General features: G+C 41.3%; 27 protein-coding genes. 22 read left to right on the forward strand and 5 right to left on the reverse strand.

From position 1 onward, the window contains the following. The first annotated feature begins 171 nt into the window (after positions 1-171). The 4 genes from O3620_RS05135 (at position 172) to lacG (ending at position 4,582) form a co-directional block, all read left to right on the forward strand. On the forward strand, positions 172-1,005 hold the full coding sequence (locus O3620_RS05135) for a PRD domain-containing protein (RefSeq protein ID WP_002918540.1): 834 nt from the start codon (positions 172-174) through the stop codon (positions 1,003-1,005). A gap of 48 nt (positions 1,006-1,053) precedes the next feature. Beyond that, the gene (locus O3620_RS05140; protein ID WP_002894735.1) at positions 1,054-1,371 is read left to right on the forward strand and encodes a PTS lactose/cellobiose transporter subunit IIA; all 318 of its coding nucleotides are present in this window, start codon (positions 1,054-1,056) and stop codon (positions 1,369-1,371) included. Beyond that, complete coding sequence (locus O3620_RS05145; protein WP_049553198.1) at positions 1,371-3,077, forward strand: lactose-specific PTS transporter subunit EIIC; 1,707 nt, start codon at positions 1,371-1,373, stop codon at positions 3,075-3,077. The genes O3620_RS05140 and O3620_RS05145 overlap by 1 nt, the downstream gene beginning before the upstream one ends. 98 nt (positions 3,078-3,175) lie before the next feature. After that, positions 3,176-4,582, forward strand: coding sequence for a 6-phospho-beta-galactosidase (gene lacG, locus O3620_RS05150; protein ID WP_049553199.1), 1,407 nt, complete (start codon positions 3,176-3,178; stop codon positions 4,580-4,582). A gap of 54 nt (positions 4,583-4,636) precedes the next feature. Here lacG and O3620_RS05155 read toward each other — a convergent pair whose 3' ends face one another. After that, a complete protein-coding gene (locus O3620_RS05155) occupies positions 4,637-4,846 on the reverse strand; it encodes a helix-turn-helix transcriptional regulator (protein ID WP_002894739.1) in 210 nt (69 codons plus the stop codon). A 12-nt stretch (positions 4,847-4,858) separates the two neighbouring features. Further along, complete coding sequence (locus O3620_RS05160) at positions 4,859-5,386, reverse strand: DUF2975 domain-containing protein (RefSeq protein WP_004185896.1); 528 nt, start codon at positions 5,384-5,386, stop codon at positions 4,859-4,861. Between the two features lie 285 nt (positions 5,387-5,671). Here O3620_RS05160 and O3620_RS05165 point away from each other — a divergent pair, with 285 nt between their 5' ends. Then, positions 5,672-6,232 carry a hypothetical protein gene (locus O3620_RS05165; protein WP_004185898.1) on the forward strand — a complete coding sequence of 187 codons (561 nt, stop codon included), beginning with the start codon at positions 5,672-5,674 and terminating at the stop codon, positions 6,230-6,232. A gap of 151 nt (positions 6,233-6,383) precedes the next feature. Here the strand turns inward: O3620_RS05165 and O3620_RS05170 are convergent, their stop codons facing one another. Beyond that, positions 6,384-7,580: a ferric reductase-like transmembrane domain-containing protein gene (locus O3620_RS05170; protein ID WP_004185900.1), complete on the reverse strand. Its 1,197-nt coding sequence runs from the start codon at positions 7,578-7,580 to the stop codon at positions 6,384-6,386. Between the two features lie 157 nt (positions 7,581-7,737). Continuing rightward, on the reverse strand, positions 7,738-8,952 hold the full coding sequence (locus tag O3620_RS05175) for a DUF2974 domain-containing protein (RefSeq protein WP_223310172.1): 1,215 nt from the start codon (positions 8,950-8,952) through the stop codon (positions 7,738-7,740). 149 nt (positions 8,953-9,101) lie between these two features. On the opposite strand from O3620_RS05175, the gene O3620_RS05180 reads away from it, so the two are divergent. From O3620_RS05180 to O3620_RS05225, 10 genes are all read left to right on the forward strand, one after another. Beyond that, positions 9,102-9,788: a response regulator transcription factor gene (locus O3620_RS05180; RefSeq protein ID WP_009659088.1), complete on the forward strand. Its 687-nt coding sequence runs from the start codon at positions 9,102-9,104 to the stop codon at positions 9,786-9,788. Beyond that, positions 9,772-10,752 carry a sensor histidine kinase gene (locus tag O3620_RS05185; protein ID WP_002918544.1) on the forward strand — a complete coding sequence of 327 codons (981 nt, stop codon included), beginning with the start codon at positions 9,772-9,774 and terminating at the stop codon, positions 10,750-10,752. Before O3620_RS05180 ends, O3620_RS05185 begins: the two co-directional genes overlap by 17 nt. A gap of 20 nt (positions 10,753-10,772) precedes the next feature. After that, entirely contained in the window at positions 10,773-12,809 is a 2,037-nt protein-coding gene (locus tag O3620_RS05190; RefSeq protein ID WP_371601498.1) for a P-loop NTPase fold protein, read from the forward strand. Between the two features lie 151 nt (positions 12,810-12,960). After that, complete coding sequence (locus tag O3620_RS05195; protein WP_371601499.1) at positions 12,961-13,716, forward strand: TraX family protein; 756 nt, start codon at positions 12,961-12,963, stop codon at positions 13,714-13,716. 169 nt (positions 13,717-13,885) lie between these two features. Further along, on the forward strand, positions 13,886-14,665 hold the full coding sequence (locus O3620_RS05200) for an ABC transporter ATP-binding protein (protein WP_002899832.1): 780 nt from the start codon (positions 13,886-13,888) through the stop codon (positions 14,663-14,665). Further along, complete coding sequence (locus tag O3620_RS05205) at positions 14,646-16,646, forward strand: ABC transporter permease (protein ID WP_002918551.1); 2,001 nt, start codon at positions 14,646-14,648, stop codon at positions 16,644-16,646. The genes O3620_RS05200 and O3620_RS05205 overlap by 20 nt, the downstream gene beginning before the upstream one ends. Positions 16,647-16,796: 150 nt before the next feature. Next, entirely contained in the window at positions 16,797-17,663 is an 867-nt protein-coding gene (locus O3620_RS05210; RefSeq protein ID WP_002918555.1) for an ABC transporter ATP-binding protein, read from the forward strand. 1 nt (position 17,664) lies between these two features. Beyond that, positions 17,665-18,510, forward strand: coding sequence for an ABC transporter permease (locus tag O3620_RS05215; protein WP_002918557.1), 846 nt, complete (start codon positions 17,665-17,667; stop codon positions 18,508-18,510). A 22-nt stretch (positions 18,511-18,532) separates the two neighbouring features. Further along, a complete protein-coding gene (locus O3620_RS05220) occupies positions 18,533-18,988 on the forward strand; it encodes a LytTR family DNA-binding domain-containing protein (protein ID WP_002905974.1) in 456 nt (151 codons plus the stop codon). Positions 18,989-18,998: 10 nt separating this feature from the next. Next, positions 18,999-19,415 (forward strand): DUF3021 domain-containing protein, encoded by a 417-nt coding sequence (locus O3620_RS05225; RefSeq protein WP_002918558.1) that lies wholly within the window; start codon positions 18,999-19,001, stop codon positions 19,413-19,415. Between the two features lie 122 nt (positions 19,416-19,537). Here O3620_RS05225 and O3620_RS05230 read toward each other — a convergent pair whose 3' ends face one another. Next, positions 19,538-20,491 carry a hypothetical protein gene (locus tag O3620_RS05230; RefSeq protein ID WP_002918561.1) on the reverse strand — a complete coding sequence of 318 codons (954 nt, stop codon included), beginning with the start codon at positions 20,489-20,491 and terminating at the stop codon, positions 19,538-19,540. A 150-nt stretch (positions 20,492-20,641) separates the two neighbouring features. On the opposite strand from O3620_RS05230, the gene O3620_RS05235 reads away from it, so the two are divergent. From O3620_RS05235 to O3620_RS05265, 7 genes are all read left to right on the forward strand, one after another. Beyond that, positions 20,642-21,208, forward strand: a complete 567-nt coding sequence (locus O3620_RS05235) for a TetR/AcrR family transcriptional regulator (protein ID WP_002918564.1) — start codon at positions 20,642-20,644, stop codon at positions 21,206-21,208. Between the two features lie 208 nt (positions 21,209-21,416). Then, positions 21,417-21,764 carry a hypothetical protein gene (locus tag O3620_RS05240; protein ID WP_032912835.1) on the forward strand — a complete coding sequence of 116 codons (348 nt, stop codon included), beginning with the start codon at positions 21,417-21,419 and terminating at the stop codon, positions 21,762-21,764. Beyond that, positions 21,765-22,121, forward strand: a complete 357-nt coding sequence (locus O3620_RS05245; protein ID WP_002899844.1) for a class Ib ribonucleoside-diphosphate reductase assembly flavoprotein NrdI — start codon at positions 21,765-21,767, stop codon at positions 22,119-22,121. It abuts the gene before it with no gap. Between the two features lie 33 nt (positions 22,122-22,154). Beyond that, positions 22,155-22,340 (forward strand): hypothetical protein, encoded by a 186-nt coding sequence (locus O3620_RS05250; protein WP_002918572.1) that lies wholly within the window; start codon positions 22,155-22,157, stop codon positions 22,338-22,340. Between the two features lie 290 nt (positions 22,341-22,630). After that, complete coding sequence (locus O3620_RS05255; protein ID WP_032912837.1) at positions 22,631-24,484, forward strand: SpaA isopeptide-forming pilin-related protein; 1,854 nt, start codon at positions 22,631-22,633, stop codon at positions 24,482-24,484. Between the two features lie 186 nt (positions 24,485-24,670). Beyond that, positions 24,671-25,411: a class I SAM-dependent methyltransferase gene (locus tag O3620_RS05260; protein ID WP_002918575.1), complete on the forward strand. Its 741-nt coding sequence runs from the start codon at positions 24,671-24,673 to the stop codon at positions 25,409-25,411. Positions 25,412-25,446: 35 nt separating this feature from the next. Then, on the forward strand, positions 25,447-25,818 hold the full coding sequence (locus O3620_RS05265; protein ID WP_002918576.1) for a helix-turn-helix domain-containing protein: 372 nt from the start codon (positions 25,447-25,449) through the stop codon (positions 25,816-25,818). Positions 25,819-25,863 lie beyond the last annotated feature (45 nt).

Genomic DNA, 25,863 nt, shown 5'->3' on the forward strand with positions numbered 1-25,863 from the left:
AGGGTTTACATTCTGCGACTGATATGCTATAATGAAATCAGAAATTGAATAGGGTGAGCGTTACTAAGTTAGATTAGGCGTGACCGCAAATAAATTGAGGGAAGATATAGCCTCTGTTTGTTTGTGGTCTTTTTGTTTTGCCAGAACCCTAGAAAATGAAGAGGAGGAGATATGTATCGAATCATACATCCTATGAACAACAATGTTGCTCTAGCCAAACATGAAAATGGTGAAGAGGTTGTTCTGATTGGCAGTGGCATAGCTTTTAATAAAAAGAAGGGTGACATCGTTCTTGAAAGTAAGGTTGAGAAAATTTTTCGCCTAAGAACGGAAGAGTCTAAAGAAAACTTTGTGGCCTTGCTCAAAGATGTTCCACTGGACTTTATCACAGTGACTTATGATGTGATTGATACCCTTTCTAAGAAGTATGATTACCCTGTTCAGGAGTATATCTATGTCACGCTGACAGATCACATCTACTGTTCTTATCAGGCTGTACAGCAGGGGCGGTACAAGGAGAGTGACCTGCCAGATGCTTCGGACAAATATCCTATTCCTTATCAGATTGCTCAGGAAGCGGTAGCCATATACCGCGAGCGGTTGTTGGATCATTTCCCTAGCGACGAGGTCAATCGCATTGCTTATCACTTTATCAATGCTGAAGGGGAGACCAATCCTGAGGGGCAAAGCCACTTGGGCAAGCGAAAAGATATTCTGGCTGCAGTTGAAGCAGAGCTGAAGAAAAATGGCATTAAAAGAAGTGCAGAAAACAGCAACTTTTATGACCGTTTTATGATTCACCTAAACTACTTTTTGGACTATCTGGACAGAAGCCGTGATGACAATGTTTCCCTGCTGGAAATGGAAAGTCAGATCCAGATGACCTACCCTCAAGCCTATCAGGTCGGAAGTGATATTTACCAAATCATTGCCCAGAAGACGGGAATTGATCTCTACCGCAGCGAACGGGTTTACCTGGTGCTGCATATTCAACGCCTTTTATAATAGCAAATAATAATAAAATTTTACATAAGAATACAAGGAGGAACTCTCATGAATAGAGAAGAAGTAACATTGCTCGGTTTTGAAATTGTAGCCTACGCTGGTGACGCTCGCTCCAAGCTCTTAGAAGCTTTGAAAGCCGCAGAAGCTGGGGATTTTGCTAAGGCAGATGCCTTGGTAGAAGAAGCCAATGGCTGCATCGCTGAAGCTCACCATGCTCAGACCAGTCTCTTGACAAAAGAAGCGGCTGGTGAGGACTTGGCTTACAGTGTGACCATGATGCACGGCCAAGATCACCTAATGACTACCATCTTGCTAAAAGACATGATGCACCATTTGATTGAACTGTACAAAAGAGGAGTAAAATAATGAACAAACTCATCGGACTTATTGAGAAAGGGAAGCCTTTCTTTGAGAAGATTTCTCGGAATATCTATCTCCGAGCTATTCGGGATGGCTTTATCGCTGGTATGCCTGTCATCCTCTTCTCATCTATCTTTATCTTGATTGCCTATGTGCCAAATGCTTGGGGCTTCCACTGGTCTAAGGACATTGAAACTTTCCTAATGACCCCCTATAGCTATTCGATGGGGATTCTGGCTTTCTTTGTGGGTGGGACTACTGCCAAGGCTCTGACTGACTCTGTCAACCGCGACCTGCCTGCGACAAACCAGATTAACTTTTTGTCTACTATGCTGGCTTCTATGGTCGGCTTCCTCCTCATGGCGGCTGAGCCTGCCAAGGAAGGTGGCTTCCTGACAGCCTTCATGGGAACCAAAGGTCTTTTGACAGCTTTCATCGCAGCCTTTGTTACAGTTAATGTCTATAAGGTTTGTGTAAAAAATAATGTCACCATTCGCATGCCAGAAGAAGTTCCACCAAATATTTCTCAAGTATTTAAAGACTTGATTCCATTTACTGTTTCAGTCGTTCTGCTCTACGGTTTGGAGCTGCTTGTTAAAGCAAGTCTGGGAGTGACCGTTGCAGAATCCATCGGAACGCTTCTTGCTCCGCTTTTCTCAGCAGCTGACGGCTATCTAGGAATCACGCTTATCTTTGGTGCTTATGCTTTCTTCTGGTTCGTGGGAATTCACGGTCCGTCTATCGTTGAGCCTGCCATTGCTGCCATTACTTATGCTAATATCGATGCTAACTTGGCTCTGGTTCAAGCTGGTCAGCATGCGGATAAGGTCATCACTTCTGGTACTCAAATGTTCATCGTTACCATGGGTGGTACTGGTGCGACCTTGATTGTTCCATTCCTCTTCATGTGGATCTGTAAGTCTGAGCGTAACCGTGCAATTGGACGGGCATCTGTTGTCCCAACCTTCTTTGGTGTCAATGAGCCTATTCTCTTTGGAGCACCAATCGTTCTGAATCCGATTTTCTTTATTCCATTTATCTTTGCACCTATCGCAAACGTATGGATTTTCAAATTTTTTGTTGATACTTTGAACATGAACTCCTTCTCAGCCAACCTTCCTTGGGTGACACCTGGACCTCTGGGAATTGTGCTGGGTACCAACTTCCAGCTTCTGTCCTTTGTTCTTGCAGCCCTTCTTGTCGTAGTGGATGTGGTTATTTACTATCCATTTGTCAAGGTTTATGACGAACAAATCCTAGAAGAAGAGCGTTCTGGCAAAGCTAACGATGCTCTTAAAGAAAAAGTAGCAGCTAACTTTAATACTGCTAAAGCAGACGCTATCCTTGAAAAAGCAGGAGTGGAGGAAGAAGCTCCAGCTCAAAACAATATTAGCGAAGAAACCAATGTTCTGGTGCTCTGTGCAGGTGGTGGTACTAGCGGATTGCTGGCCAACGCTTTGAATAAAGCAGCAGCTGAATACAATGTTCCTGTCAAAGCAGCAGCAGGTGGCTACGGTGCTCACCGTGAAATGCTACCTGAGTTTGACCTGGTTATCCTGGCTCCTCAAGTTGCCTCCAACTTTGAAGACATGAAGGCGGAAACTGATAAATTGGGTATCAAGCTGGCTAAGACTGAAGGCGGCCAATACATCAAACTAACCCGTGATGGCAAAGGAGCACTTGCCTTCGTGCAGGAACAATTTAACAACTAATTTGTTAGTTCATTTGAGGTGAAGCAAAGTTCAATTCCCCTGTTATTTACCTATTTACTTACTTGTTTCACCTCAAATGTTATTGAAAGGAAAATAAGATGACAAAAACCTTACCTAAAGATTTTATTTTCGGTGGTGCAACAGCAGCCTATCAAGCTGAGGGAGCAACCCACACAGATGGCAAAGGACCTGTTGCCTGGGATAAGTATCTAGAAGATAACTACTGGTACACGGCGGAGCCTGCCAGTGACTTTTACCACAAATACCCAGTAGATCTGAAATTGGCTGAAGAGTATGGCGTCAATGGGATTCGGATTTCCATCGCCTGGTCACGGATTTTCCCGACAGGCTATGGCGAGGTCAATCCAAAAGGTGTAGAGTTTTACCATAATCTTTTCGCAGAATGCCACAAGCGTCATGTAGAACCTTTTGTGACCCTTCACCACTTTGATACACCAGAGGCTCTTCATTCAAATGGAGATTTCCTCAATAGGGAAAATATTGAGCACTTTGTGGACTATGCGGCTTTCTGTTTTGAAGAATTCCCAGAAGTTCGCTATTGGACAACTTTCAATGAAATTGGCCCAATTGGTGATGGTCAGTACTTAGTAGGAAAATTCCCGCCGGGGATTCAGTATGACTTAGCCAAGGTTTTCCAATCTCATCACAACATGATGGTCTCTCATGCCCGTGCCGTTAAGCTCTATAAGGACAAGGGATACAAGGGTGAAATCGGTGTCGTTCATGCACTTCCGACAAAATATCCTTACGATCCAGAAAATCCAGCAGATGTCAGAGCAGCAGAGTTGGAAGATATTATTCATAACAAGTTTATCCTAGATGCGACTTATCTGGGGCACTATTCAGATGTAACTCTGGCAGGAGTAAACCATATCCTTAAGGTCAATGGTGGTCAGCTGGATCTACGAGATGAAGACTTTGCGGCTTTAGAAGTAGCTAAAGACCTCAATGACTTCCTTGGCATCAACTACTATATGAGTGATTGGATGCGCGACTTTGACGGTGAAACAGAAATTATCCATAACGGAAAAGGCGAAAAGGGAAGCTCCAAGTACCAGATTAAGGGAGTAGGGCGCAGAGAATCTCCAACCCATATTCCGAAAACTGATTGGGATTGGATTATCTATCCGCAAGGTCTCTATGATCAAATCATGCGGATTAAGAAAGATTATCCCAACTACAAGAAGATTTATATCACAGAAAATGGTCTGGGTTATAAAGATGAATTTGTGGACAATACAGTTTACGACGATGCTCGCATTGATTACGTCAAGCAGCATCTGGAAGTTTTATCCGATGCGATTGCGGACGGGGCTAATGTCAAGGGCTACTTTATCTGGTCTCTGATGGATGTCTTTTCTTGGTCTAACGGTTATGAAAAGCGTTACGGCTTATTCTACGTAGACTTCGAAACGCAGGAACGCTATCCGAAGAAATCCGCTCACTGGTATAAGAAACTAGCCGAAACACAAATGATTGAATAGGCAAATAAAAACTCCCCTCCTAGCTGAATGGAATCGGCTAAGACGGGAGTTGTTTTATTCTTCATCATCTGTAAATTCTAGAATGTCTCCGGGCTGGCAATCAAGGGCCTGACAGATAGCATTGAGGGTGCTAAATCGGATAGCCTTGGCCTTGCCCGTTTTGAGGATGGAAAGGTTGGCGTTGGTGATACCGATGATATCGGCCAGTTCACCCAGTTTCATCTTTTTCTTGGCCAGCTGGACATCAAGATTAACGATAATCATGATAGCAGCCTCCTAGATGGTAAATTCATTCTCTTCAGCTATATCAATCCCCTTTTCCAGAATTTTCATCATCAGCCAAATAATCAGAGCACCCAAGAGAGGTGTAAAGCTCATACTGGCGTTAAAAGAGAAGGGGAGGGTGATGGGATTGCCTGATGCAGCAACCTTAACGGAAAGAAAGGTCAGAGCCAGAAAGACTTTCCATGCCCGATTGGCTAGTTGGGTATTCGATGAATCAAAAATCTTTCCACCAATCAAATTTTTGATGAAATTACGAGCAAGACAGATGAGATAAATAGTCAAAGAAGCTGTGAGAAGATTTATAACAAAGGCTAGAATACTCCACCAATTTGAAAAATCAACTGAGGGCAGAAATTGAACATTGAGCTTTATTCCCAGCCTGTCGGAAAGACCGGTGTAAGAAATCACACTTAGGATAGTAAGAAACACCAGAATAGCAGCATAACCCACTATGATAAGGTTTAATAGAGTAACAATATCTTTGAGCAAAGAGTTATTTTTTAATTCAATCTTTTTCATGATGCTTACCTCTATCGAAAATCAGCCAGCAGTAGATTTTCTTTTCCTTTTATTCTTATTATAATCTATTTTTTATTGTATTTCAAGAAAAATATATCGAAAAACGATAAAAATATATACCCTTTTATCATAAAAGTAGTTGCTTGTTTTTAATACTATAAAGTTTTCAAATTAATTCAAGGAGGAAAAATAGGAATTTTTGATTTCTTTAAAAAACAGTTAGATTTTTGACAGCACTTTAGTTTTATTCTATAATGAAATTACTTTTTATTTAAGGAGACAAAAATGAAAAAAATTTTTTCAGCCAGCGTGGCTCTTTTAGCAGCAGTTACCTTAGCAGCATGTTCAAATAATCATTCATCCGTTACTTCTAAATCTTCAGAAAGCAAGGCTGCTTCTAGCTCAGTTAAAAAGTCTTCAAAATCAAGCAGTAAAGCAAGTAACTCAAGCAGTTCAAGTACTTCGTCAAGTGCCAATTTAGAAACGCCTGACTTTGTCTTGGTTACAGACGAAGAAATCGCTAACGCAACAACAATTGGTGACTTGAAAACCGTCTACAATAAGCTTGCGGATAATTACATCAAATATAGTGGAGAAATTAGAGAAAAACTCCCTGAGTCTGAAAGAGCAGATTTTGACAAAGAAGCGGAAGAAGGTTTGAAAGCTTTTGAGGAATCAAAACAGACTCTTAGTGATCAATTATCTCAGTATGGTTCAGATGATTTAGAAGTTCCAGCAGAGGTACGGGATCCGTTCCTGCAAAACTTAAAAGAGAAACGTGATAAACTGGTAAATGTTTTGAAAATGTCTTATATTTTTGTTTCAAACATGCCTAAAAAACAGTAAGATTGATGATTGAAATTAGTCCTTATTCTCTGGAGAAGATTTTTACGAATCAGGCAGACCTCCCAATCTGTATCTTGGTTCAGCTCCATACCTTACTAGACAATAAAACATCAGGGGCAACCTTATCGTTGCTCCTGATGTTTTATACTCTTTATTTAAATTTAAAGCCTTCATAGACCAGATCTGCTTTAGGATTGGTCTTTTTAAATTCGTTGGCTAGTTTATCCATCATCTTGACAGGTCCGCACATGAAGACCGTAGTTTTGTCGTCCAAAGGATAATTCTTGAAATCCAAATAGCCGGAGACCTTGCTATCGACCAAATGAAGATCAAACAACGGATTCCTGGCTGCATAGTCCTTGAGTAGGTCTAGGTAAACAGCATTTTCTGCTCCGGTATAAGCATAGTAGAAGCTGACTGGACGATTCAGATTAGGATTTTCTCGGATATAGGAGATGAAGGGCGTAATGCCAATCCCACCAGCAATCCAGATTTGTTTTTCTTGCCCCTGGTCAAGAATCATGTGGCCATAAGCTCGGTCAATGGTGACCTTAGTTCCCTCTTGGATCTTGTCATAAAGTTTCTTAGTGTGGTCACCAGAGTTCTTGATAGTAAAGTAGACGATATTGTCATGACCGCCAGAGATAGAGAAGGGATGTGGCGCTTTTTCAAATCCTTCTTGGAAAATCTTGACAAAGGCAAACTGCCCATACTGGTAGTCTAGCTTTTGACTAAGCTGGATCTTCAACTCCACGGTATCGTGGTTCAGTCGCTTGACCTGCAGAATTTTCCCCAGATGGCGAAAGGCCAAACTTTGATAGAGCAAGATGATGTAAAAGCCAGAAGCTAAACCGATGATAGCATAGAATCCGACTACGAAGCCTAGCAAGGTCGGTGTCAGGAGTCGCCCCCCCATCAGCATATAAGCGTGAAAGAGGCCAAAGATATAGGCCAGATACACAAAGCGGTGAATCCAGCGCCAAGCCTCATATTTGATGTGCTTGCCGAGATAGGCCACCAGAACAATGCTGACAAAGAGATAGATGCCGACATTCCCAAGCTGGGCTGCCAGAAGAGATCCCCATAGGCTGCCGCCCATGGCAACATTGTGGAGAGCGAGCAGGACGACGGAAAAGATAGCTGTAAACTTATGATAGGCGTACATCTTTTCGATGCCATGGAACCATTTTTCCAAAAGGGCGTTCCGAGTCGCAAGTAAAAAGGTCAGCGAAAGGGTAGTTAAGGCCAGACCGGGTACGATAAAGTTGGTCATCCCAGCTGAAGCCCAAGCATAGATGGTCAAGAGTATGCTGACAGCAATAAGGGCAATTCCTTTGATAGATTTCATGATGGTTTCCTTTCTGATTTTTATTACTACTTAGTTGTAAATAGGTTTGTTACATTCTAACAAAGAAAAAATAAGCTGTCAAGATAAGAGCTTGTTTGGTTTTTAGGATAGATAGGTCAAGTCTTCCGTTAGCCAAGCTAGTGGGACTTTTGCGATTTTACTCGTGAACTTCTGTAGCAGTCTCTTCCACTTTATCAGTCTCAGACTGGCCGAAAGGCAACTGCTTGCTCCAGCGTGATAGGTTTTCTCGGATATCCTTGCTAATTTCAGAAAGATTAGGTATGCTAATGTCATCCTTCCAGCTTTGAACACGCATATTCAGCAGGAGCTTGGACAAGCGCAGCAGCATGTCACGTTCTTGGTCTGTTAGGGATTGAGCATTTTTCAGGATATCGAGGACTTTGTTAAAGTTTTCAACATTGGACAGTTCGTCGACAGACTGGATACCAGCATCCAAAATCAGTCCGAAAAAGAGGTCGAAAAAGTCTTTAAGTTCTTCATCTGAAACGGTGCTCACCCAATTTTTAAACGTTTTGTCAATCTGCAGGCTCTCTGCATCTAGTGTATCCAGCAATAGGAAAGAGTCTCCCTTGATTTTCCATGAAAAGGTATCGTGCTGGGCAAAGCCACCGATAGCACTGCTTTTGACAATCCTAGCTTCCTTAGGTGTTTCCAGCATCATGCCGACGATAGAGTTCTGAGGCAGGTAGCGTTTCATCCTTTCAACCATGGCCTGATAGCCATCACTTTCGGTGACAGAGTGATTGAGACCGGGGGAGTCATAGCTATAGATGGCTTCAATACGGTCTTGGAGCGATGCTTCCATCTGACTGGCAGCATAAGAAGCTAGATTTCCTCCTTTGGAATGGCCGGTTAGGATAAAGTTACCAGGCAGATTTTCTAAGGCTTTTTGCAGGTAGCGGGCGGCCATTTTCTGAGCAGGGATTTGAGCCATATAGGTCATGTGGAAGTCTTCCTTCCAGCCGACAATGGAGTCGTCCGTTCCGCGAAAGACCAGGACATAGGTATCAGGCTTGATTTTGAAAATCAAGGCAGCGAATTGCTTCTGGATATCTTGGTCAACATCATTGACATAGCCCATCAGTTTTAGATTTTTAAAGCGGGTAGAGGCTGCGGCCAAATCTAGCAGTTTCAGTCGGTTTTTGCTAACCATCATGGAGAGGTCGCGCGGTACTTGGTCGGCCAAATCCAGCAGTCGGCAGTCGCAGTAGGGGGACATGTCTTCATGCACTAGTTGGTCAAAAGGCAAGTAGGTTAGCTCTGTCAGAATTAGCAGATCCAGTTCATTGAAAGGTTTATCATAAATGCTGTCATGCTGCACTTCTTCAAGGTAAGTAAAAATATTGCTCATGTTATATCTCCAATTTCTACTAGTTAGTATAGCATATTTTTCTGATAGAATTTCTCTTTTCCAGAAAAATCATACCTTAGACCGAGGATGATAAACAAGCAATCGCATTTTTTGGTATAATGTTACTAGTAAGAAATCGGGAGGGAAAGATGCACAAGATTTTACTAGTAGAAGATGATCCGGTCATTCGTCAGATGATTAAGAAAATGCTGGAACAGTGGGGCTTTCAGGTAGTGGCAGTTGAGGACTTTATGGATGTGCTGACTGTCTTTGTTCGAGAGGAGCCGCATCTGGTGCTGATGGATATCGGTCTGCCCTTGTTTAACGGCTATCACTGGTGTCAGGAAATCCGCAAGATTTCAACGGTGCCTATCATGTTTCTGTCTTCCCGCGATCAGTCAATGGACATTGTCATGGCTATCAATATGGGGGCAGACGACTATGTGACCAAGCCTTTTGACAACAATGTCTTTCTGGCTAAGGTTCAGGGCTTGCTGCGCCGTTCCTATGAGTTTGGAAACGACCAGAGTCTCCTGGAGCACCAAGGTGTCATTCTCAATCTCAAGTCGACAGATCTGGTCTTTGATGGGAAAGTGGTGACCTTGACAAAGAACGAATTTCAGATTTTGCGGGTTCTATTCGAGCATTCTGATGGTATCGTGGCGCGTGATGATCTGATGAAGGAACTCTGGAATAGTGACTTTTTCATCGATGACAATACCTTATCGGTCAATGTTGCTCGCCTGCGTAAGAAGCTTGAAGAGCACGGACTGAAAAACTTCATCGAAACCAAAAAAGGAATAGGATACGGTCTCATCAATGGACACACAGGATAACTTTTTCTTTCTTAAGTCTTACCTTTATTCGCGGCGATTTTTTCTAGCTCTGTTGATTCTGCTGCTAGGTTTCATTTTGATTTTTGCCTTTGTCTTTGATGCTTATCGCAGTCTGCTAGAATATGTTGCGCTCTTGCTAGCTTTTCTGTCTTTCTTGTTTATCGGAGCAGATACTTGGACTGCCTTTAAGAGCTATCGCAGCCAGAAGCTACAGGTCTCTGCTCAGGCTCAGACTCCTCTAGAAAAGCTTTTGCAGGAACGAGTGGAAGAGTTGGAGTACGAACAGAAGAATCAGCTCTTGGTTGAACAGGAAAAATACAATGATTTGCTGGACTACTACACTCTTTGGGTTCATCAAGTCAAGACTCCTATTGCTGCCAGTTCGCTCTTGATTGGAGATTTGAAGGATAAGGAAGCTAAGTCTCAGTTGGAGCAGGAGCTCTTTAAGATCGAGTCCTACGTTCATCTGGTGCTCCAGTACCTCCGTCTGGAAAGCTTTCATGATGATCTAGTGCTGAAGCAGGAAAATCTGGCTGATTTGGTCAGGGAAGTAGCCAAGAAATACGCCCTTTTCTTTATTCAGCAAGGGCTCAGTCTCAATCTTCATGACCTAGACCACACGATTGTCACTGATAAAAAGTGGTTTCTAGTGATTTTGGAGCAGGTCTTGTCCAATAGTCTTAAATACACCAAAGAAGGCAGTATAGAGATTTATTTTCATGAGGGCAGCCTCTACATCAAGGACACGGGTCTGGGGATTCAAAATGCTGATTTGCTGCGTGTTTTTGAGCGCGGTTTCTCAGGTTACAACGGTCGTTTGACCCAGCAGTCCTCAGGCTTAGGTCTTTATCTGTCCAAGAAAATTGCTGATCAGCTAGGACACAAGATTGCTATAGACTCTCAAGTTGGTCAGGGAACGACTGTTTCCATCGCCTTTCCTGAGAAGAAATTGATCTTTGAGTGAAATTTAAAAGAGAATAGAATATGGAAGAACATATCGAATTTAAAAATATAGAAACTCCTGAAGCTGTGAAGGGGTTTAGGGAATTAATAGAAGAGAAGAAGGAAGGTAGATACCAAACAATTTTTCTTAACGGAAAATGGGGAAGTGGGAAAACAACTTTCTTAGAAAAGGCGTCTGATTCCTTAGAAAAAACGTCTGAGTTAAATAAAAAAAGTTATAAATTTATTTACCTTAAATTGTGGGAAACTAGGGACGAGAGAACTGTAATACAAATTGCTTTTAAAGAATTACACACATTTTATTATTGGTTAATGAAATTATTTGTCATAGTTTGTGTTGTAATTTCTTTATTGCTGACACCAGCATTCAACATGGGATTATCTGACTTTTTATCAAATATTGTTTTAAAATGGATAATAGTAATAATTGCACTCTCAGTTTCTGTGGCACAGCTATTTAAAATCAAATCGGATAATTTTTATTTGGAGTTTTTTCATTTGTTAAATAGTGAAAAATTCTTCTTGAAAATATTTACTTATTTTTCAAAACCTAAGGTACTTATCATTGATGATTTTGATAGAGTAGATCATAAGAAACAATTAGAAGCTTACAAACTGTTTAATATCTTACATGGTGTGTTGCCAATTGTATTTGTTGGAGATTATGATAAATTAATTAAACAAGAGGATATTAGCTTTGAATATTTAAGTAAGATTGTTGATAGAAAAGTAGAGTTACCATTTTTGTTATCGTCTACTAAAATTGCAGCCAATATTTCTAATCAACTACTAACTTTTCTAAAAACAAATCAGAAAGAAATAAATCCGCAATATGAAGCTTTTATTAAAAATGTATTTTTATCATCAAGGTTTTCTATGAGAGAGTGGAAAAGATATGTTGAAACTTTAAATAATCAAATAGATAAAAAAGGTGGGCCAGAAAATGTAAGTGTACGTGATTTATCGATTATTGTGTACTTGTATCTATTTTATCCATTAGATTATCAAGAATTAATTAGCAATTATGATAATAATTATGAGTTTAATAGTCGGAAGGGGAGTACAGACTTTAACGAGGTTAGCAAAGACTCCTATAAATTTTATATTAAAGAAGTTTTATTGCAATGTCCTGACCAGAAAAAGTTTCCTAGAATATTTTATGAAAATGCTAAAATGTATTTTTTAGATGATTATGTCTCCAATTTATCTAAAGATGAAGCAAATAAAATTTTGGGGGACCCCGAAAAATTGGAGAAGAAGCTATTAGAGAAAACGCTAGATATGGACTTTTATTACTATGTTCAAAATTTACATTCAAACGAAATTGATAGTAGCGATCAAATTTTGAATTGTATTTTTTTGACAATAAAAAGTAATACTGATATTCAAATTCAATTGGTGCAATCAATTATAGATATTTTTGGAAATAAGCAGAAAACAGACGAAGAAAAGTTTAGATTGTTCGAAGAATATACTAATAAATATGATTTCACAGTTGAAGAAAAGTGCCATTTCTATATAAAATTTGGATATGCTAATGAATATATATCTAACCAACTTTATCAAGAGATTATGGTTGAAATTGAACAATTAAACGAAAATTCAAAATATAACCTTGAAATATTTAGAATGTTATTATTAGGAGATTCAAAAAAAATTAAAGAAAATTCGATGAGTATAATTAAATTAAGCAAATATTTGACAAAGGATGACGCAAAAAAATTGTTGAATTTTATAAATGAACCACTAAAGAAAATGAGTAATCCTTATGTTTATATTTCTAAAACTGATTATAGAAATAAATTAAAAAACTTAATACATTTTGAAATTGGCCTAGTAGTATCTAAAGATATCATTGATATTGGTAAAGATAGTATTAAAAGTGTAATAGGAAATTTAAATAAGGTAGCTTTAAAAGATCTATTAAAGCAACTAGATGACTCAGAGTTGATATTTACACAATCTTCTGAACATACTGATGGAGCAAATCGGAATGATACATATAAAAAATTTATAGAAAGTGTTCGGCGATTAATTGTTATTGAATTCCCTAATTAAGATAAGGAAAATTTTGTAAATTAAGAGATATTTATAACATTAATAACTTACAAAATTGTAAGAATAAAACTAGCAAATGAAAGGTTAGGTTATGGTACCAGCCTTTCTTTTTTATTATCATAGAGGCAAGAAATAAGAAGGAGACAGAAAAATGAAATCAAAAGGTATAAATGCTTTTCAGTTGAAGCTCTTCATGGCGTTTCTTATGGTTTTTGACCATATCAGTCAGATACCGGGGCTGGTGCCGGAGGGCTGGGATGGCGTCTTGCATGCCCTAACCCGCTGTGTTGGAGTAGCATTTGCCTTCATGGCAGTGGAAGGTTTTCTCCACACTCGCAACCGCCTGGCTTACAATATGAGGCTCTTCTTTTGGGCAGCCCTGATGCAGACAGGAAACTGTATCCTGACACTCCTCTTTCAGGAAAAGGGCATCTACCTCACTCACAACATCTTCCTGACCTTGGCCTGCGGGGTTCTCATGCTGAGTCTTTTCTTTGGCTTTTCTGACAATGGAGGAGCTGCTAAGGATAGGAAGCGTGGTTTGCGGCTGACTGCTGGGGTCTTGGTCTTGCTGGCTGGGCTTGTCTTTAGCGAAGGCGGCATGGCTCTGCTTCCTTTCATGCTCTTGACCTACCTTTTTAGAAATCAAGTATTTTTCAGAAACTTGACCTATGTAGTTTGGGCGGGAATTCTCTTTGCCATGAGTATTCAAATTTATCCAACCTTGCAGGACACGCTAACAATGCTGCTCTATAATTCAGACTGGCTCTTTATCAGTGCTCTTCCTCTCTTGCACTTCTACAATGGTGAGCGAGGATCCAGCAGCAAGTGGAGCAAATATTTCTTCTATATTTTCTATCCAGCCCACCTTTGGCTAATTGCTTTGATTGCCTTTTGGGTAAAATAAAGCCCATTTCATCTTACAAAAGTGTAAGATTGCACTTTAAAATGTAAGCTTAGGTTATGGCAGGGTGGTTGGTATTGAGATAAAATAGACTTATCAATTAGGAGGCAGTTCATAAATACTGCTAAAAGCAGGGCTTTGATAGGTGCCTGCTAGACAGAAAGGAAGCAAGATGACATTATTAGACGTACAGCATGTGAAAAAAATTTATAAAACTCGTTTTCAGGGTAGTCAAGTAGAGGCACTGAAGGACATTCACTTTACGGTAGAAAAAGGCGAATATGTCGCCATCATGGGGGAGTCAGGCTCTGGGAAATCCACCCTGCTCAACATCCTAGCTATGCTGGACAAGCCGACTGAGGGCCGCGTCTTTCTCAACGGAACTGACACGGCAACCATCAAAAACAGCCAGGCTTCCAGCTTCCGCCGGGAGAAATTAGGCTTTGTCTTTCAGGATTTCAACCTGCTGGATACCCTGTCAGTCAAGGATAATATTCTCCTGCCTCTAGTCCTCTCTCGCCGTCCCATTACCGAAATGATGCAAAAGCTGGTTACGACCTGCAATGAGCTGGGGATTAACAAACTCCAAGAGAAGTTTCCTTATGAGATTTCCGGTGGTCAGAAGCAGCGGGTTGCAGTAGCTCGGGCCATCATCACAGACCCTGAGATTCTGCTGGCAGATGAGCCGACGGGAGCCTTGGATTCCAAATCTTCGGCAGCCCTGTTGGATGTCTTTGATGATATCAATGCCCGCGGCCAAACTATTCTCATGGTAACCCACTCGACGGCAGCGGCTAGCCGCGCCAAGCGGGTGCTCTTTATCAAGGATGGGATTCTCTACAACCAAATCTTCCGTGGTGACAAGACCGAGCGGCAGATGTTCCAAGAGATTTCTGATACTCTGACAGTTATGGCAAGTGAGGTGGGCAATTATGTTCAAACTAACGAGTAAATTGGCTTTGTCCAATCTGGTTAAAAATCGCAGTTTGTATTATCCATTTGCTTTGGCGACGGTACTGGCAACAGCGATTTTGTATAGTTTTGTCTCACTAGCTCATAGCCCCAACATGGAGGCCTCTTATGGCGGTGCAGCTGCTCGCATGACCTTGCAGTTTGGTATCCATGTCATTCAGATTGCCGTCCTTATCCTCATTACCTATGCCAATAGCTTCGTCATGAAAAACCGCTCCCGAGAGTTGGGGGTCTATAGTCTGCTGGGTATGGAGAAAAAGCATCTGCTAGTCATGACCTTCTTTGAACTCTGTGTCTTTTATCTAGCTACAGTCGGTCTGGGTATCTTGTCTGGCCTAGCTTTAGATAAGATGCTCTACGCAGTCCTTTTGAAATTGATGGGAATGCCAGCAGTTCTTGCCTCGACCTTCCAATGGCAGAATGTTTGGATGACTCTAGCCAGTCTAGGTGTCGCTTTTGCGGTGATTTTGTTGCTCAACTCTACGCGTCTTCTACGCTATAGCTCTCTTAACCTAATGAAAGAAAAGAAAGCAGGCGAGAAGAAAGGACGCTTCCTTTTTCTGCAAACCTTGCTGGGGCTCCTGCTCATGGGTGTGGCTTATTATATGGCTTTGACCGTTACCAAACCTGTCGCTGCTATCGGCAATTTCTTTATAGCTGTAGTCATGGTTATCCTAGCAACTTATCTGCTTTTTAATGCAGGTTCAATTACATTATTGAAATTTCTCAAAAAGCGCAAAGGCTACTACTATAAAATGCAGAATTTCATTTCTGTTTCCAATCTTATCTCGCGGATGCGTAAAAATGCAGCAGGATTGGCAACTATCTCCATTCTATCTACCATGCTCTTAGTGACTCTGGTTGGTACAATCAATATCTATGTTGGAGGTCAGGATTATATTACTACCTTGCATCCAAAGGATTACAATGTCAGCGTCGTCTTGCCGAAATCGACCAATCAGAAGGAGGCTCTGTTGGACAAGGTCCAGCAAGTCGCTCAGGACACAGGTCTGAAGAAGCCAAGCTATACTACCTATCTCTACCAATCAGCCTTCATTATGAAACTGGCTGGTAATGATGTGACAGTTCCAATGCAAAGCGAGCTGGAGTCGGATACAAGTATCTTGACCAAGTCTGCAGGCACGATTACGGTCATCAATCGTCAGGATTATGAAAAAATGACAGGGGAAAAGATAGACTTGGCAGACGATGAAACTCTTGTCTATGGAAAAAATATTTCCTTGAATAAGGATAAGCCTCTCCGAGTGAATGGTAAGGACTGGAAGATTAAGCAGCTTTTATCGTCGAATTTCACGCATGGGGAAATCCCTAATCCAAACGATGTAACCATGGAACAGGGTCTCTATATGGTGGTCAATGATAGCAAAGAGGTTAATCTCGATGTGGATCATTACTACTACATTGGAGTTGCTTCAGAGACTAAGGGCAGTAAAAAGTTTGTCGAGCAAGTCCAATTGGGGTTGAGGGACACTTTGGATCAGGAACAAGCTCAAGATGGTAGCTTTGCAATGGCTAGTGACCGTTATAGTGCAGAAAAGAGCTATCAAGAACTTACTGGAACCTTGCTCTTCATCGGTGTCTTCCTCTCCGTTATCTTCCTTCTAGGAGCTGTTCTCGTGATTTACTATAAGCAAATCTCTGAAGGCTATGAAGACCGAGATGGCTTTATCATCTTGCAAAAAGTTGGTTTAGATGAAAAGCAGACTAGAAGTACCATTCGCAAGCAGATTTTGACTGTTTTCTTCCTACCTCTCATCTTTGCTTTTCTACATGTAGCAGCGGTCTTTCATATGCTGCGCTTGATAGTTGCCCTATTGGGTGTGACCAATCTTCCTCTTTTGATTCAGACAACACTTGCAACTTGCGGTGTCTTCCTCCTGACCTATATTTTAGTTTTCTTACTGACTTCACGCAGTTACCGCAAGATTGTCGCCCGCTAATAAACTTCCCTGACCGAATGGTCGGGGATTTTTTGATGTCTGGATTTTTACCTCTCATCTCCCTCATTTTACCGCTTGTCCAAAAAGCTGAGATTTTTCAAAAAAGACTTGCTATCATAGTCTCAGAAGTAAAGAAGAGGAGAAAAGATCATGTTAGTAGAAACGAAAAATCTTAGCAAGGTTTATGGCGATAAGGTGGCAGTTAATGATCTGAATATTCAGATTGAGAGAGGCAGTTTTACAGCTATTCTAGGCCCTAATGGTGCAGGAAAATCCACGACCATTCAGATGCTGATTGGGCTCTTGCAGCCGACATCCGGGCAGATTTGCTATGCTGAAAAGCTTAGGCTGGGTGTGGTTTTCCAAAACAGTGTGTTGGATGCCCGGCTAACAGTTTTAGAAAATCTGACCATTAGAGCCAAGCAGTACAAGGAGATGCCGGCAGGTAGAATCGAGCGCTTGGTCTCTCAGCTAGGTTTATCAGCCTTTGCCAAGCAGCCTTATGGCACGCTGTCTGGTGGTCAAAAGCGTCGGGTGGACATTGCGCGAGCCCTGCTCAATAGTCCTGACCTGCTCTTTCTGGATGAGCCTACGACAGGCCTGGACATTCAGACTCGGGAGAGTATTTGGAGTTTGCTCAAGCAAATTCAGAAAGAAGAGCAGATGACCATTGTCTTGACAACCCACTATCTCAATGAAGCTGATGATGCAGATAAGATCTATATCGTAGATCATGGTCAGGTCATTGCCCAAGGCTCTGCAGACCAGATTAAGGGAAACTATGCCCGCAATGTCTTACGGATTTTGAGTCAAGATTCAGCAAGTTTAGAGAAAAGCTTGCCAAGAGGCTACGCTTGGGAGCAAGTCAAGGAAGGGGAATTTATCCTCCACCCTAAAACGACTCAAGAAGCTCTGACCTTACTGGCTCAGGCTGGTCCCTATATTGAACAATTTGAATTCCAACCCGGAACCATGGACGATGCCTTTATGGCACTGACAGGAAGAGAGGTACGCTAATATGCTCGCTTTGATAAAACGTAATTTTTTACTTTATTTCCGCAACCGTAGTGGGGTAATTTTGTCCCTCTTCGGAGCGATTATTCCCTTTGTGCTTTATATCGTTTTTTTGAAAAATAATTACAAAGACCATTCCAGCCAGCTGATGGACTTGTGGCTGATTGGCGGTGTGTTGGCAGTTACAGGATTAACGACCACCTTGGCAGCTTTCTCTCGGCAGGTCGAAGACCGGGAGCGGAAGGTGACAGACGACCTCTTTATCACAGACTTGGGACCATGGGGCTTGCAGCTTAGTTATCTTGTCAGCTCTGTTATTATCGGCTTTTTGATGCAGGTCATTATGTTTGCCTTTATGCTCAGCTATTTTACGCTGGCGGATAAAATTTCCTTTGAATGGGGGAGTCTTCCTTACCTGATGCTTCTGATGCTCTTGAACAGCCTTTTAGCCACACTGATAAATGCTCTGATTGTTCAATGCTTTAAATCAGTGGATAGTTTAGGGAAATTGGCGACAGTAGTTGGAGCAACTTCTGGTTTTCTAGTGGGTACCTATATCCCCATTGGAACCTTGCCGAATATGGCGCAAAACCTGATGAAGCTTACGCCTTCTAACTACATGGCATCTCTTTTCAGACAGGTTCTCATGAAAGAAAGTCTAGCAGATACTTTTGCTAATAGCAGCCAGTCACAAGCAGCTTTTGAAAAAACAATGGGAATTCGCATTGAATGGCAGGAGCTCTTGACAAGGACAGAAACTTTCTATATAGTTGGAGTAGTTTTAGTTGCAATAGCGCTTATTTGGATGGTACAAAATATGATTGTCATCCGCCGGCTGAAACTACAATAGAATGTGAATAGGGAGCTTTCTCTTGCAAGCAAAATTTGAAACAGATCCAACCATTTCATCCAAGGATCCGCTGGTTGTGGTCAAGGCAGACCAGCTAGGGGCAGAAGCCAAGGCCATCTTAGATTATTTAGAGCAGTATAAGGCAGGGCCTAGTGGTGTTCTGCCTATCAAGTCGGATGATAAGCTGGTCATGTTGAGGACTGAAGATATTATCCTAGCAGACATCAACCAGACAACTCTGATGATATACAGTAGAGATGGCATTTACCAGACGACAGAGACCTTGACTCGCTTTCAGCAACGGATTAGCAGCTCGAACTTTATCCAGGTTTCCCGTCATGCTGTCATCAATATTGACCATTTGGAGTCCTTGTCAGACAGCTTTTCTGGCAATATGACGGCCAAGCTGACTAATCAAATCAAAACCGAAGTCAGCCGTCGCTATGTCAAACTCTTAATGGAATATCTGGGAATCTAGGAGGTAAGTGATGAGTATAAAAAAATGTCTACACGCTATATTAATGGGCATCCAGACAGGGAGTGCAGTCTATCTGATTGTCCTTGCTTTCTCTATTCAAAAACATCCGCCCACAACTAGTAATATCATCAGTGTCATGGTGATGAGCGGTTTGATTGGGATTGTCAGTTCAATTTTAAAAACTCTTGAAGACCGATTCTCTTTTTTAGCCTCGATTTTACTGCATTTTGTCGCAGTTGCGGTCTTAGTATGCTGCTTCATGGTCTACAATAACTGGGGATTTTTAATTGCCAACTGGCATTTCTGGCTGGATTTTATTCTGATTTATCTATTTGTATGGCTCTTTCTTTACTTGGATACAAATCTTAAGACCAAGAAGATTAACAGCGCCTTGGCTAAGCGCAGAAAGGAAAAAGAAGGCAAGTAACTTGCTTAAAAACGTTCTGACAAGCAATCATAAAAATAAATGGAGCTGGACTGTATCCTGCTCCTGTTTTTTTGTATCTAAAAAACTCAAGCTAGAAAATCTAGCTTGAGTTTTATGTGCTATTACACTCCCAATCGGATATGAGGGAAGTGGTTGTAGAGGTAGTCAAAGGTTGACTGAAGTTTGGTATCTGTTGTTTTACCAATGTTCTTAATAGGCATTTGGTATTTCTTTTGATTGTTCCGAATAGCAACTAAGGTTGAGTTTCTGTTTGAAGCAACGAAGCCGCGCTGCATGGTGAGAATGTGGTGGTAGAGATGGACGACCTGTTTGAGTTCAATCGCCTTGAAACCTCGATAGTAGGTAATGAGATGGTCTTTATAGACAGCAATTTTTAGCACATCGTCGTGGAAAGAAGCTTGCTCAAGCAGGATATTGAGATTGTTCTTGGCCTCTGGATAGGCTGCATAGATTTCTTCGTAGGCAGCGATATTTTTCTTGCGGCCGATAATTCCTATAACGACAAAGAGAACACTGAGTCCAATCAAAAACAGAATGTAGAACATGAATGCAAGATTGTCAGATTCAAATTCAGTGATAGAGATATAGGAGCTGCTTGACATTACTGTGATGACTTCGGGATTGTCTGCTAAGAGACCGCGAACGAGGCTGCCATAATTAGAGATATATCCCTGATTTTTCTTAGGGGAGTTAGCATTAACATAGGAGCCAACGATTCGGACAGGATTTTTTTCCAGCTCGCCCTTTTTCTCTTTTTCCAAGAGCTGGGCAATCTGCTTGTCCCCTTTTTTAGCCTGCAGACCAACATATCCGTCTTGGTAGGCAACCAGCCAAACTTGAGTATTATCTTCTACTTCAATCAGGGCCTCTGGGAAAATATATGACACTTCAGCATAGACTGCTGAATCTGATCCAGACTCGCTATTTCGGTCATAGGCAGTCTTGGTGTTGACTTTTTGGTATTGGATAAAGCCCATTACTGCAGCAACAAATAGAAAAATAAGAGAAATTACCAGTAGGGCGATGGTACCCTGGTTTCGTCTTTCCTTGAGCATAGCTCAACCTCCAAAATATAATCTAAAAAATAATTTGATTAGCAAACTATCTTTTTTGTATAGTATAACATAAATGCTTGACAAGTGACAAGATTGTGTTAAAATATGAATGAACACAAAATATAATTCATTCACAAAAGAGGCGTGGAAATGGATAAAAAAAATGAGCTCCTGGCTGCGGCTAGAGAAGTCTTTGCAGAAAAAGGCTATAAGGCAGCTGGAATTTCTGATATTGCTAAGAGAAGCCATATGGCTGTCGGATCCTTTTACAAGTATTATGAGTCTAAGGAAGCTATCTTCTTGGAGGTTTATGTAGCTGAAAATAGCCGTGTACGTGAGGAAATCATGCAACGCGTAGACTGGCAGGGCGAGCCTGAGGCAATCATTGAACAGCTTTTTGCAGTCACTTTTGAATTGATTTCGCCCAATAAAATTCTAGCTGAGTGGAACAAACCAGGTATTTCTCAGATTCTGCATGATTACTATAATCAGGATTCTGGACGAGCGTCCAACGCTTTTCATCATTTTCTGATTCAGACATTCAGCCAGCGCTTGCAGGAAGAGGGTTTTTCGAAGGAGAAAATAGCTGAAATTATGAAGGTTTATGACTTGATTTACTACATAGACATGCATGTCACAGAGCAGGAATTTTCAGGCTACTTCAATAGCATTGAGACTTTAGTGAAATATTTTGTTAAGGGAATTTTTTCCAAATAGAGGAAATTCCTTTTCTTAGAAGTAGATATGAATGAATTTCAAAAAATATTCATTCATAAACAAAGGAGGTGATGTCTTATGTAGTGCGAATAGGAATTGGAAGGTATTCAAGAAACGTGATTGGATAAGTATAAAGTGAATTATTTTTTAGAAAGTTTTGAATGAATATTACAAATTGTTCATTCAAAAACAGAAAGTGAGGAAAAGAATGAATAAGCAAGGAGGATTTGCCATGAGTGGAATGGCTATTTTGGGTATCTGTCTGGTCGCGATTGGTCTTTTGACCATTGGCTACGGCGGTGTGACAGTTGGTTTTAGTTTAAGTGTGGATTTTCAGTCATTTTTAGTCGGAGGTCTCATCATTGTCCTAATCGGAGCAGCTTTGATTCCGGGCTTGCCGGCAGTTGCTAAGCTGACAGTACTGGCTTTGACAACTTTGTCATTGCTGATGTATATTCACATGATGCCAGATTTGGAGTTTATGCTTATGCTCATCTCTGATGTTGTGGTTTTAGGCTTTGCAGCTTGGTTTGCTATCCTTTTTTTAAGAAAGTAGGTGATGAAGATGATTGTAGTTTATGATTCAAATACTGGTATTGGTAAACGATTTGCAGAATCACTGGGCTATCCGACCCAGACCATCAAGGAGAAACTGGAAGAGCCCTGTATTCTCATTACTCGAAATGCTGGTGCTGGGAAAATTCCTTGGTCTACCAAACGCTTTATCAAGAAACATCCTGGGCTGATTAAAGGTTTTGTTAACAATGGCGACTCTGTTAAACACGGCCGGACTTTCTGCGGGGCGACTGCCTTGATTATTGAAAAATACGGGCTCCAGCATATCTGCGATATTGACCAAGGCGGAACTCCAGAAGATGTTAAGACTGTGCAGGCATTTTTGGCGAAGTGCTAGTCTCATCAAGTTTCGCATAAATGGAGGACTCGTATGTCTAGGTTCAAGAACATTGGGAGCTTGTTTCTGGCTCTGACTTCTGTCTTTATCCTAACGGCCTGTGGACATACGCAGAAAGAGCCTGACACCTCAGATAAGACGGAAAGAAATTCTTCCAAACAAGAAGAAACAGATCAGAATCAGGTAGACGCAACTTCCAGTGCGTCACATAAAGATTGACCTTTTTGTCAAAATAGAAGAGCTTAATTTTTTCAATGATTTTTAGGTCATCTTTTGGCCCGTTTTCGTATCAATAGGAGAGAGAAGGCTTAGCTTCTTCTTTCTCCTTTTTATGATAAAACCCTCTGAGCATTCCTATAGTTTTTTAATAGTCAATATGGTACAATGAATTAGTATTGTCTTTCCAGTGTTTGTCAAAAAGGCAGAAAAACATGAAAAGAGCGTGTTCGACTGGCTTGCCAATACGCTGTGCTTTTAAACAAATTTTACTTGTGAGAAAGGAAGATTGCATGAATAAAAAACTGAGAGTATGGTTTCAGCTCATCATTCTCTGTCTAGGCGTGTTCCTGCCTTTCCTAGCTGGAACCCTTAAGGCTCAGGCGGCGGAACTCAATGATGTCATCACTGAGATGCACCTCACCACTAACTCTGGTGAGCAGCTGACCAATGGTGTAGATATCTGGCAGACCTTCCGAGTCTATGCTAAGTTTGCCCTGCCGGACAACCAAGCCCATGCGGGTGATACAACGGTGATTCATTTACCGAATGAATTTACCTTTGGGAATTCGTCAGCTATTGAGCTTAAGGATGAAAACGGAGCTCTGGTGGCTAATGGAGTTCTGGATAGCAATGCTAAGACCATCACGTTGACATACACAGACTATGTAGAGCAGAAGTCCAGTGTCAGAGGCGAGTTTTTCTTCTATTCGCGGATTGACCACGAAGTTGTCACAGAGGAAAGGGATATTCCAGTTACTTTCACGGTAGGCAATAATAGGATTCCAGCTGGCAGCATTCACTATAATGGACCTCCGAAAAAGTATGAGTCCCTGCTAGAAAAGAGTGCTTTTCAGTGGGATGCCGATGCTAAGAATGAAATCCGCTACAATGTAGCCATTAACCGCAACATGGGGAACTACAAAAATGTCTCTGTGACGGACAAGCTGGGTGATACAAACGCTAAGATTGTTCAAGACTCTGTACGAGTTTATAAGGTTTCTTGGCGCTGGAATAATGGAGATTGGGCGCGTGATTCGACTGAAGATGTAACAGCAGACTTCCAGTCTAAGATGACCTTTGGCGCTGAAGGCGATAGCTTGACAATCAACTTCGGAGATGTAGAAGGTTTCGGCTACCTAGTTGAGTACAAGACATTGGCTGACTATGATTTGGCTGATGGAGAAGTTGTAGGAAATAAGGCTACTATGAACTACAACAATACCGAGACAGTGTCTGTAACTAATGAATACTCTTATCAGATTGCTGGCGGAAAGTCAGAAGGCTATAACTTCAAGGTTAAGGTTCACAAGACTGATGAGTCTAATGCTTCTCTGAGCGGTGCAGTCTTTGAAGTGGTGCGGAAAGCGACCAATAAGGTGGTTGGCACCATCACGACAGATGCAGATGGGAACGCAGAAGTTGGTAATCTTCTGCGTGACACTTATATCCTGCGTGAAACGACTGCTCCAGCTGGTTACGATCGCCTGACAGAGGATATTACCATCAGTCCGACGGATTTTGGTAAGACTTTGAACGTAGGAAGTCCGGCATCTGGAGATTCTGGAGACAGCAGATTGGTCGCAGTAAATGTCGTTAACAAGCAAACGCAAATTCCTGGAGACAAAAAGGTAACCTTCAGTAAGGTCAATCTAGCTGGTGAGGAAATTGCCGGTGCTCAGATTCAGATTTTCAAGGGACGGGAAAGCAAGGGCAGTCCTGTCGCATCTTGGACTTCAGAAGCTGACAAATCTAAAGAAATCAACTTAGAGCCGGGTATTTATACCTTCCATGAGGAAGCGGCTCCGACAGGTTATCTAGCTGTGACTGATATTGTCTTCCAAGTCAATGAAGATGGCACTGTAACAGTTCTAGACGCTAATAGTAATGCAGTAGAGTATACAGACGGTAAGTTGTTCATTACTGACCAAGCGGCACCAGCTGAACCTGGTACCCCTGATAAAGCAGTTCAAGGCGGTATTAAGCCAAATCAATCATCTGATTCTGATAAAGCAGCAGATGGTCAAGGAAAATCTAAAAAAGTTCTTCCTGCGACTGGCTCTGCTGAAAGCCTTGGACTAGTTCTTTCTGGTCTGGTAGTCCTGGCTCTTTTAGGACTTTACCGTAAGACTCGACTGAGCAAATAAACAAAGAGAAGATAGAGCAGAATGCTTTATCTTCTTTTGTTTGCACATTTTTTGTCTAGTTTTTTTGCAGCTTACTTAGCAATTTCTTCCAGTTACTCATGCAGGGCAGCCACTTACGGAAAAACTCTTGTTTTTGTCTCAGAATCCTCTATAATAAATGGCAAATAGAAAAAGGAGACAGAAGATATGACAGATACAAAAATTCAAGAGAAGCTGAAGCCAGGTTTGAAGTTAGAGGATTTTCAAAAAGATGGGGACATCTATCTGGCGCTGAATCCGGATTATGTCTCAGGGGACAATGCCAAGTATATGACCATGTACAATCGCTTTGCTCGCTGGTATGATTTGAGTGAGAAATGGCTGGGCGGTCTTCTCTATGGCAAGACAGTTGACAAGCTAAGAAGGGATCTGATGGCAGAAATAGAATGGAAGGACAATTTGTCAGTTCTTTATGTCTCTATCGGAACAGGTCACGACCTACGCTACATTCCTGAGAATATTGACCTGAAAAGCCTAGACTTTGTCGGGGCAGATATTTCCATAGGCATGCTGAAAAAATGCCAGAAATCCTGCGCCAAGAAAACAAATCTGCAGCTCTTTCATGCTTGTGCAGAAGACCTGCCCTTTGAGGATAATAGCTTTGACATCGTCTATCATATCGGTGGAATTAATTTCTTTAGTGATAAGGCCAAGGCTATGCAGGAAATGCTGCGGGTGGCTAAGCCAGGGACTAAGATTATGATCTCAGACGAGACAGCAGACTATGTGGACCAGCAATATAAGAAGAACCACTTCAGCAAGGACTATTTTAAGGACGCTACTGTTGATCTGGGAGAAATTGAGGCCGCTATACCGGCCGGAGTCAAAGAGAAGGAGTTGAAACTCCTCTGGGACGGAAAATTTTATGCCCTGACGTTTAGGAAATAAATCAGAAGAACTGGACTCAGGTACAAGTTTCCGAGATGATTGATGTACAACAAGGTACTTATTCTCGTTGGGAAAATGGAACTTTAGAACCTAGTTTAGAAGCCATTGTCAAATTAGCAAAATTATTTGATACCACAACAGACTATTTATTAGGAAAAACGATTTACAGTACTCTAGATGTTGTCCCACATCCAATCACTAGAATTGATTTGAAGAAGCTAAAAGGGTTTAATAAAACTGAACTAGATGATCTGAAATTTGCAATTGTCATGCATGGGATAAAAAATCATTTCACTGCATTTGACTATATGGACGAGCTAGTCTCTGAATATAATTTAGATGAAGAAGAGCAAGAAATATTGCGAACTCTCTTTAAAGAGGTTTATGAATATTTTAATGCAGATTGATGATTTGTTTTTAGTTTCTAAATTCATTCTAGATGTTGGTACTAT

Origin of the sequence: Streptococcus sp. 27098_8_134, from assembly GCF_041431675.1 — a bacterium.
In the GTDB taxonomy this organism is placed as follows: domain Bacteria; phylum Bacillota; class Bacilli; order Lactobacillales; family Streptococcaceae; genus Streptococcus; species Streptococcus sanguinis_R.

Bases quoted from the DNA above. Each gene is read 5' to 3' on its own strand.
- O3620_RS05135 (WP_002918540.1), top strand. From the start codon at position 172: ATGTATCGAATCATACATCCTATGAACAACAATGTTGCTCTAGCCAAA.
- O3620_RS05140 (WP_002894735.1), top strand. From the start codon at position 1,054: ATGAATAGAGAAGAAGTAACATTGCTCGGTTTTGAAATTGTAGCCTAC.
- O3620_RS05145 (WP_049553198.1), top strand. From the start codon at position 1,371: ATGAACAAACTCATCGGACTTATTGAGAAAGGGAAGCCTTTCTTTGAG.
- lacG (WP_049553199.1), top strand. From the start codon at position 3,176: ATGACAAAAACCTTACCTAAAGATTTTATTTTCGGTGGTGCAACAGCA.
- O3620_RS05155 (WP_002894739.1), bottom strand. From the start codon at position 4,846: ATGATTATCGTTAATCTTGATGTCCAGCTGGCCAAGAAAAAGATGAAA.
- O3620_RS05160 (WP_004185896.1), bottom strand. From the start codon at position 5,386: ATGAAAAAGATTGAATTAAAAAATAACTCTTTGCTCAAAGATATTGTT.
- O3620_RS05165 (WP_004185898.1), top strand. From the start codon at position 5,672: ATGAAAAAAATTTTTTCAGCCAGCGTGGCTCTTTTAGCAGCAGTTACC.
- O3620_RS05170 (WP_004185900.1), bottom strand. From the start codon at position 7,580: ATGAAATCTATCAAAGGAATTGCCCTTATTGCTGTCAGCATACTCTTG.
- O3620_RS05175 (WP_223310172.1), bottom strand. From the start codon at position 8,952: ATGAGCAATATTTTTACTTACCTTGAAGAAGTGCAGCATGACAGCATT.
- O3620_RS05180 (WP_009659088.1), top strand. From the start codon at position 9,102: ATGCACAAGATTTTACTAGTAGAAGATGATCCGGTCATTCGTCAGATG.
- O3620_RS05185 (WP_002918544.1), top strand. From the start codon at position 9,772: ATGGACACACAGGATAACTTTTTCTTTCTTAAGTCTTACCTTTATTCG.
- O3620_RS05190 (WP_371601498.1), top strand. From the start codon at position 10,773: ATGGAAGAACATATCGAATTTAAAAATATAGAAACTCCTGAAGCTGTG.
- O3620_RS05195 (WP_371601499.1), top strand. From the start codon at position 12,961: ATGAAATCAAAAGGTATAAATGCTTTTCAGTTGAAGCTCTTCATGGCG.
- O3620_RS05200 (WP_002899832.1), top strand. From the start codon at position 13,886: ATGACATTATTAGACGTACAGCATGTGAAAAAAATTTATAAAACTCGT.
- O3620_RS05205 (WP_002918551.1), top strand. From the start codon at position 14,646: ATGTTCAAACTAACGAGTAAATTGGCTTTGTCCAATCTGGTTAAAAAT.
- O3620_RS05210 (WP_002918555.1), top strand. From the start codon at position 16,797: ATGTTAGTAGAAACGAAAAATCTTAGCAAGGTTTATGGCGATAAGGTG.
- O3620_RS05215 (WP_002918557.1), top strand. From the start codon at position 17,665: ATGCTCGCTTTGATAAAACGTAATTTTTTACTTTATTTCCGCAACCGT.
- O3620_RS05225 (WP_002918558.1), top strand. From the start codon at position 18,999: ATGAGTATAAAAAAATGTCTACACGCTATATTAATGGGCATCCAGACA.
- O3620_RS05230 (WP_002918561.1), bottom strand. From the start codon at position 20,491: ATGCTCAAGGAAAGACGAAACCAGGGTACCATCGCCCTACTGGTAATT.
- O3620_RS05235 (WP_002918564.1), top strand. From the start codon at position 20,642: ATGGATAAAAAAAATGAGCTCCTGGCTGCGGCTAGAGAAGTCTTTGCA.
- O3620_RS05240 (WP_032912835.1), top strand. From the start codon at position 21,417: ATGAATAAGCAAGGAGGATTTGCCATGAGTGGAATGGCTATTTTGGGT.
- O3620_RS05250 (WP_002918572.1), top strand. From the start codon at position 22,155: ATGTCTAGGTTCAAGAACATTGGGAGCTTGTTTCTGGCTCTGACTTCT.
- O3620_RS05255 (WP_032912837.1), top strand. From the start codon at position 22,631: ATGAATAAAAAACTGAGAGTATGGTTTCAGCTCATCATTCTCTGTCTA.
- O3620_RS05260 (WP_002918575.1), top strand. From the start codon at position 24,671: ATGACAGATACAAAAATTCAAGAGAAGCTGAAGCCAGGTTTGAAGTTA.
- O3620_RS05265 (WP_002918576.1), top strand. From the start codon at position 25,447: ATGATTGATGTACAACAAGGTACTTATTCTCGTTGGGAAAATGGAACT.